Annotated in this window: 6 protein-coding genes; 1 reads left to right on the forward strand and 5 read right to left on the reverse strand. The window is 52.7% G+C overall.

Annotated features, from left to right (window positions below):
- Positions 1 to 584: 584 nt before the first annotated feature.
- The 5 genes from atpE to hemL form a co-directional block, all read right to left on the reverse strand.
- Positions 585 to 857, reverse strand: a complete 273-nt coding sequence (atpE, locus tag AC6F7T_RS10745) for an ATP synthase F0 subunit C (RefSeq protein ID WP_500718721.1) — start codon at positions 855 to 857, stop codon at positions 585 to 587.
- 101 nt (positions 858 to 958) lie between these two features.
- Positions 959 to 1,633 (reverse strand): F0F1 ATP synthase subunit A, encoded by a 675-nt coding sequence (atpB, locus tag AC6F7T_RS10750; RefSeq protein WP_500718723.1) that lies wholly within the window; start codon positions 1,631 to 1,633, stop codon positions 959 to 961.
- 45 nt (positions 1,634 to 1,678) lie between these two features.
- Entirely contained in the window at positions 1,679 to 2,050 is a 372-nt protein-coding gene (locus AC6F7T_RS10755; RefSeq protein ID WP_500718725.1) for an ATP synthase subunit I, read from the reverse strand.
- Positions 2,047 to 2,307 (reverse strand): AtpZ/AtpI family protein, encoded by a 261-nt coding sequence (locus tag AC6F7T_RS10760; RefSeq protein ID WP_500718727.1) that lies wholly within the window; start codon positions 2,305 to 2,307, stop codon positions 2,047 to 2,049. Before AC6F7T_RS10760 ends, AC6F7T_RS10755 begins: the two co-directional genes overlap by 4 nt.
- Before the next feature lie 100 nt (positions 2,308 to 2,407).
- Positions 2,408 to 3,697, reverse strand: a complete 1,290-nt coding sequence (hemL, locus tag AC6F7T_RS10765; RefSeq protein ID WP_500718729.1) for a glutamate-1-semialdehyde 2,1-aminomutase — start codon at positions 3,695 to 3,697, stop codon at positions 2,408 to 2,410.
- Positions 3,698 to 4,364: 667 nt separating this feature from the next.
- Here hemL and AC6F7T_RS10770 point away from each other — a divergent pair.
- Positions 4,365 to 6,284 (forward strand): DUF1302 family protein (locus tag AC6F7T_RS10770; RefSeq protein ID WP_500718731.1); only part of this gene is annotated, 1,920 nt, incomplete at its 3' end.

The following is a 6,284-nucleotide window of genomic DNA, read 5'->3' on the forward strand; positions in this document are numbered from 1 at the left end:
ACACAACCATTGGGACCGTGAACCGAATTTGCGAAACCTTCAGCGGTGACAACATCACTGTGGCACATCAAACAGTTCTCAGGCGATGGTGCCAAGCCGTTGGCAAAGGCTTGCGAACCCCAGACCAGGGTCAATAACAACCCGACAAGAAACAGTAGTCTACGCATCGGTACTCTCCTTAGAAAAAATGCATCAAACAACCGAACCTACATCAAATCAACAGCATGAAACGATACAGATAAACCCCGGTACGGAATCAACAAGCGATCAACTGACGATCTACCGATACAAGACCCGTGAATCCGGACAGGGGAACGAACATTGGGTGGCAGACCAATGTACATTTTTATCATACAGGGCGCAGACTACCCCTAAACTTTACGGCATGCAAGAAAAACCCACACCAAGAACCGCTGAAAACAACTAACAATCTGATAACACAAGGATATTTCAATCGATGGAGAAGGAAGATCTGTATACAATATGCAATCCGATTTAGTTAATTAAAAAAGGGACGGTCGCATTGACCGTCCCTTTTCATATCATGCTAAAGCTGTCTTACCCGGTAGATTTTACCCGGCAGATTACATTGCAGCCTGAAGCAACTCGACCACGGTACCGGTGAAGGGGTTAGCGTAGAGAATGATGATACAGATAACAAACACGTAGATCGCCAGGGACTCGATCAGGGCCAGACCGACCATCATGTTGGTCAGGATCTTACCGGATGCGCCAGGATTGCGGGCAACACCTTCACAAGCCTTGCTGATCGCGATACCCATACCGATACCGGTACCGACAGAACCAATGCCCATACCGAATGCTGCTGCGATAATGCTCCAGGTGAAAAAATCCATGGTACTACTCCTTTGTTGTGCTGTTGTGAATGGTGATTGTTCCTAAAGTATAGGACTTATGCGATCACCCCTGTGAACGCATGAATAACTGTATATGGATATTAGTGGGCTTCCTCAAGGGAGCCGGCAATATAAATCATCGACAGAAGAACAAAAACAAAAGCCTGGATCATACTGATCAACACTCCGAGAAACATGATCGGAATCGGCATGAACAGTGGCACCAGGGCAAAAAAGATCATCAACACGATTTCCTTGCCATACATGTTACCGAACAGACGTAGCGACAGGGAAATGGGACGAACCAGATGACTGAGGATCTCGATAATAATCATCAGTGGTGCCAGCCAGATGATCGGCCCCATGAAGTGCTGAATGTAATGATAGCCGTGCTTTTTAATGCCGATATAATGGGTCATGAAAAAGACCGTCAGGGCCAGCGCGGCATTGGTGTTAAGGCTGGCGGTTGGCGGAAAGCAGGAGGGCACCAGACCGAGCAGGTTGCTCACCAGAACAAACATGCCAATGGTAGCAATCAACGGGAAGTACGGTTTGCCGTCCTTACCCATGACATTTTCGATCAGGCTGTCAAAGCCGCCCATGACCGCTTCCATGAAGTTTTGCATTTTCCCCGGCACCATACTGATATTACGGCCAGCCAACCAGGCTCCGGACAACAGAATGGCCATCGCCAGCCAGGTGTACAGAACATGCTCACCGACATGCAGGTTAATCAGGCCGGCGATCCAATCGAGAAACATAAAAGGATGAACCATAAGCTCTCTCTTTCGTTTTGCTGCTGATTTGCCACTAATTACTTACTAATAAATGCGCCTGATCGTGCTGTATATCAGGTTAACAACGTACAACGATAAACCGGCAGCCAGGCCAATAGGATGAACCTTGATCTGGACCAGCAGCAGGTAAATGACCAGACCCATCACCACCAGGCGCAACAGATAGTTGATCCCGGTGAAGATTTTTCGCTGCGGCGCGCGTTGCGGGTCAGCCAGCAACCTGGTCAGTGAGCGCCCCATCCAGTGGTAATTGAGGGCGATAACCAGCCCGCCGCCAAGTACGCCGAGGGTTACCGGAGCGGAGCGCCAAAACAGACTGACTGCGACCATCAGTGCCAGAATCCCCCAGTTACGCCGCGCCAGAGCTGTCTCCAGACCGGCATCCTGATCGGTCATTGGGAGTTCTCGTCCTGATCTTTCTGTTGTCGCCGCAGCTCCCACGACGTCAGGACATAGACGTTACGGAAACCGGCAGCAATACCGAAAATCAGCATAATTATAGTGAAAATCGGGCGTGTATCGAGCCATTGATCGAGATAGTAGCCGATGGCCAGACCCAGCAGGGTCGCCGCCACCATCGAAATCCCCAGGGAAGATAAAAACCCGAGGCTGCGGTACAACCGGCGTTTCTGCTCGCGCTCCAATTCACTCATAGACAATCTGCTCCGACCCAGAAGTGGGCGCAAAAGCGACCTTTAACTAGCACAGCAACCCCGCCAAGTCAACCGCTTTTCTGCGCCACAACGGGCAACTTCAACCCTTCAGGGACGCGAAAGATTTTTCCGCGGCGGTAATGGTTATATCCAGATCTTCACGACTATGGGCGACGCTCATGAAGCCCGCTTCAAATTGCGAGGGGGCCAGATTGATCCCTTCATCGAGCATGGCACGGAAAAAGCGCCCGAACATTTGGGTATCGCTGGTCGCCGCATCGGCAAAGGAGAAAACCTCCCTGTCGGTAAAGTAGGTGCAGAACATGCCGCCGACCCGCTGCCAACGGGTTGCTAGCGGCTGAGCGGCACACACCTGCAATAGCCCCTTTTCGAGATAAGCGCTCTTCTCTTCAATCTGCTGATAAAAACCTTCTGCCTGCAGCAGCTTGAGGGTGGCAATACCGGCACTCATGGCCAGCGGATTACCCGACAGGGTACCGGCCTGGTAAACGCCACCCACCGGCGAGAGACAATCCATAATCTCGCGCCGCCCACCGAAGGCGCCGACGGGCAGACCGCCGCCGATGATCTTGCCGAGACAGACCAGATCACCGCGCACGCCATAACGCTCCTGCGCGCCGCCATAAGCCACCCGGAAACCGGTCATGACTTCGTCCATAATCAGCAGAACACCTTCGGCATCACAGAGTTTGCGCAGCCCTTCCAAAAAGCCTGGACGCGGCGGAACACAGCCCATATTGCCGGCAATCGGCTCGAGGATAATGCAGGCGATCTCCCCCTTGTTGGCCGCCACCATCTGCTCCACTTCGGCCAGATCGTTGTAGCTGGCGGTCAGGGTATATTTGGCAAAATCCGCCGGCACGCCGGGGGACGTCGGCACGCCGAAGGTTGCCGCGCCGCTACCGGCCTTGACCAGCAGGGAATCGGCGTGGCCATGATAACAGCCGTCGAACTTGAGAATCTTGTCGCGCCCGGTAAAACCCCGCGCCAGACGGATAGCGCTCATGGTCGCTTCGGTACCGGAAGACACCATCCGGACTTTTTCGATGTTGGGGTAAGCCTGATTGACCAGCTCGGCAAGTTCCGTCTCAAGCGCCGTCGGCGCGCCGAAGGACGCTCCTTTGGTTGCCGCCTGCTGAATCGCTTCAACCACCTTGGGATGACAATGTCCAAGGATCATCGGCCCCCAGGAACCGACGTAGTCGATATAGTCATTACCATCAACATCAGTAATTTTGCTGCCCGCCGCCCGTTCAATAAAAATCGGCTGGGTTCCCACCGACTTGAACGCCCGCACCGGGCTATTGACACCACCAGGGATGAGCTGTTGCGCCCTGGCAAAAAGTTCCTGTGATTTCTGATAGCGCATGTAGAACAAACTCCTTCGATAAAGACAGGGTAAAAAGATTTTTCCGGTTATCTAACCGGCTCCGGTAACGCCAGGCGCAACCTATCACCGGGAACATTCTTTGTCCAAATTTTTGTCCAAATCGGGATCGGGATCGGGATCGGGATCGGGATCGATTTCGATAGCGATAGCGATAGCGATAGCGATAGCGATTGCGATTGCGATTGCGATTGCGATTGCGATTGCGATAGATCAAGCTGCTTGTATCTTTCAACACGACATTATAGAGGCTAGTCTACCTAGCGCCAAGGGAAATTTCCTTCTCAACAAACTCACAGGTCGCGACAACCTTCCGGAAGAAAAACAGAACAGCGTTATTTTTATATTGACCTTAACGTAAAATGAAAGTAAAACCTGAGCAAGCTGCCATACTAACATGGTGCAGATTTTCTTCTTTTGTTCGACGTGAGACTGCCCATCACCGGCAAAAAGAAATCTGACCTCTGAATGTAACGTTTTTTTATCCTTGCACCTCTAGATCGTCAAGGTTAAAATTCTGCTTAATTTAATAGAAACTCGACAAAAGCGCTCGTCCTGACAACATCTGCCGGATGGGGTCAGAGATGATGGCTTTTAAAGGGTTTTTCATGCGCCCCTGCCGTACACTATCGCTTCAAGGAGGAACCGAATGAACAGCCGACCTGCGTCCAAGCCCCCTCTGGTTCACCGCATCAATACCCTGCTGGCCTGTGCCCTGCTCGCCCTGCCATTCAGCATGGCCACCCCCGCCGCCGCCTTCCAGTTCAGCCTCGGCGATGAAGTCAGCGGCAACCTCGACACCACCCTCTCCTACGGCGCCGCCTGGCGCATGAAGGACCGGGATTCCGACCTTATCGGTGTTGCTAATCGGCAGTATAACTCCGGCAAAGGCGATGCCTATTCAGTCAACTACGATGACGGCAACCTCAACTACGACAAGGGCGACCTGATCAACCATACCGCCAAAATCACCAGTGAGCTCGCCCTGAAATGGCGTAATTTCGGCCTGTTTGTGCGCGGCACGGCCTTTTACGACTTTGAAAACAACGACGGCAGCCGCCAACGCACGGAACTGAGCAGTGACGCCAAGGACATGGTCGGCAAGGACGCCACCCTGCTGGACGCCTACCTCAACTGGGATTTCGCCATTGCCAGCGCGCCGGCACAGGTGCGCGTCGGTCAGCAGGTGCTCAGCTGGGGGGAAAGCACCTTCATCCAGAACGGTATCAATATCATCAACCCCTTCGACGTCAGCAAATTGCGCGTCGCCGGGGCCGAACTGCGTGAAGGACTGGTTCCCGTCGGCATGATTTCCGGCTCCATCAGCCCGACGCAAAATATCAGTTTTGAAGCCTTCTATCAGTACCAGTGGGAAGAAACCAAGATTGACCCGACCGGCAGCTACTGGAGTACTAATGATTTTGCCGGGGAAAGTGGTGATCGAGTCATGCTCGGTTTTGGTCGCTGGTCTGACCAGGGTGAAAGCTGGACGGGAGCCCTTGGCCCCGATTCAGATGATCGTTTCAATATGGTTCCACGCGGCAAGACTGTTTATGCAGATGACGACGGTCAGTACGGTATTGCTATGCGCGTCTTTGCCCCCGGCCTCAATGATACGGAATTCGGCTTTTATTTCATTAATTATCATAGTCGTCTTCCAGTCCTTAGTGCACGAACAGGCACCGGAGTGGGTGCATTGAGAACATTGGTGGCAGGAACCGCTGCACAAACTTTCGCTGTAACCTTTGCCAATGAACCTAACAATCCGCAAGCAGCAATTACTGCCGGAATCACGGCAGGCACAACTACCGGCATTACCGCTGGTCTTGATCCGGCAACCGCTCAAGCTGTCGCGACCGGTGCGGTGAATGCTGCGACGACGGGCGATGCCGCCTTGACTCAAGCCTATGCTGTCAATGAATATGCTCAAACAGCCCAGTACATCGTGGAATACCCAGAAGACATAAAACTATTTGGTATCAGTTTCAATACACTGCTTCAGAATACGGGAATAGCTCTTCAGGGAGAAATTTCTCACAAAAAAGACGTCCCTTTGCAAATGGATGATATTGAATTAATATTCGCAGCCCTCGGGCCAATTAATTCTGGCCTCGCAACCTTTAATCAAATTTTCAATACTGGGACCTTGGCAAATCCTTACGAACACTACATTCAAGGGTACCAACTCAAAGATGTCACCCAAATACAAACCACTGCAACCAAGCTGTTTGGCCCAACTTTAGGCGCCAGTCAGTTCACCCTTGTGGGCGAGGTTGGCTTGACACGAGTTCACGGAATGCCAAGCAAGAGCAAACTGCGCTTTGATGGCCCCGGCACGCCGATCAGCGGCAATGAGATTCTTGCAGGAGCACATTATGGCAAAACCGAACCCGCTTCCGCCTTTGCCGACGCCACCTCCTGGGGCTACCGCATGGTGGCCAAGCTCGATTTCAACAACGCCATCGGTGCCGTCACCCTGTCGCCACGGGTCGCCTGGGCGCACGATGTCAACGGCACAACCCCCGGCCCCGGCGGCAACTTTGTTGAAGGTCGTAAAGCCATCACCCTG

Source organism: Pelovirga sp. (assembly GCF_059864205.1).

Coding starts and splice junctions, on each gene's coding strand:
- AC6F7T_RS10755 (WP_500718725.1), bottom strand. CDS start 2,050: ATGACCGATCAGGATGCCGGTCTGGAGACAGCTCTGGCGCGGCGTAAC.
- AC6F7T_RS10760 (WP_500718727.1), bottom strand. CDS start 2,307: ATGAGTGAATTGGAGCGCGAGCAGAAACGCCGGTTGTACCGCAGCCTC.
- atpE (WP_500718721.1), bottom strand. CDS start 857: ATGGATTTTTTCACCTGGAGCATTATCGCAGCAGCATTCGGTATGGGC.
- hemL (WP_500718729.1), bottom strand. CDS start 3,697: ATGCGCTATCAGAAATCACAGGAACTTTTTGCCAGGGCGCAACAGCTC.
- atpB (WP_500718723.1), bottom strand. CDS start 1,633: ATGGTTCATCCTTTTATGTTTCTCGATTGGATCGCCGGCCTGATTAAC.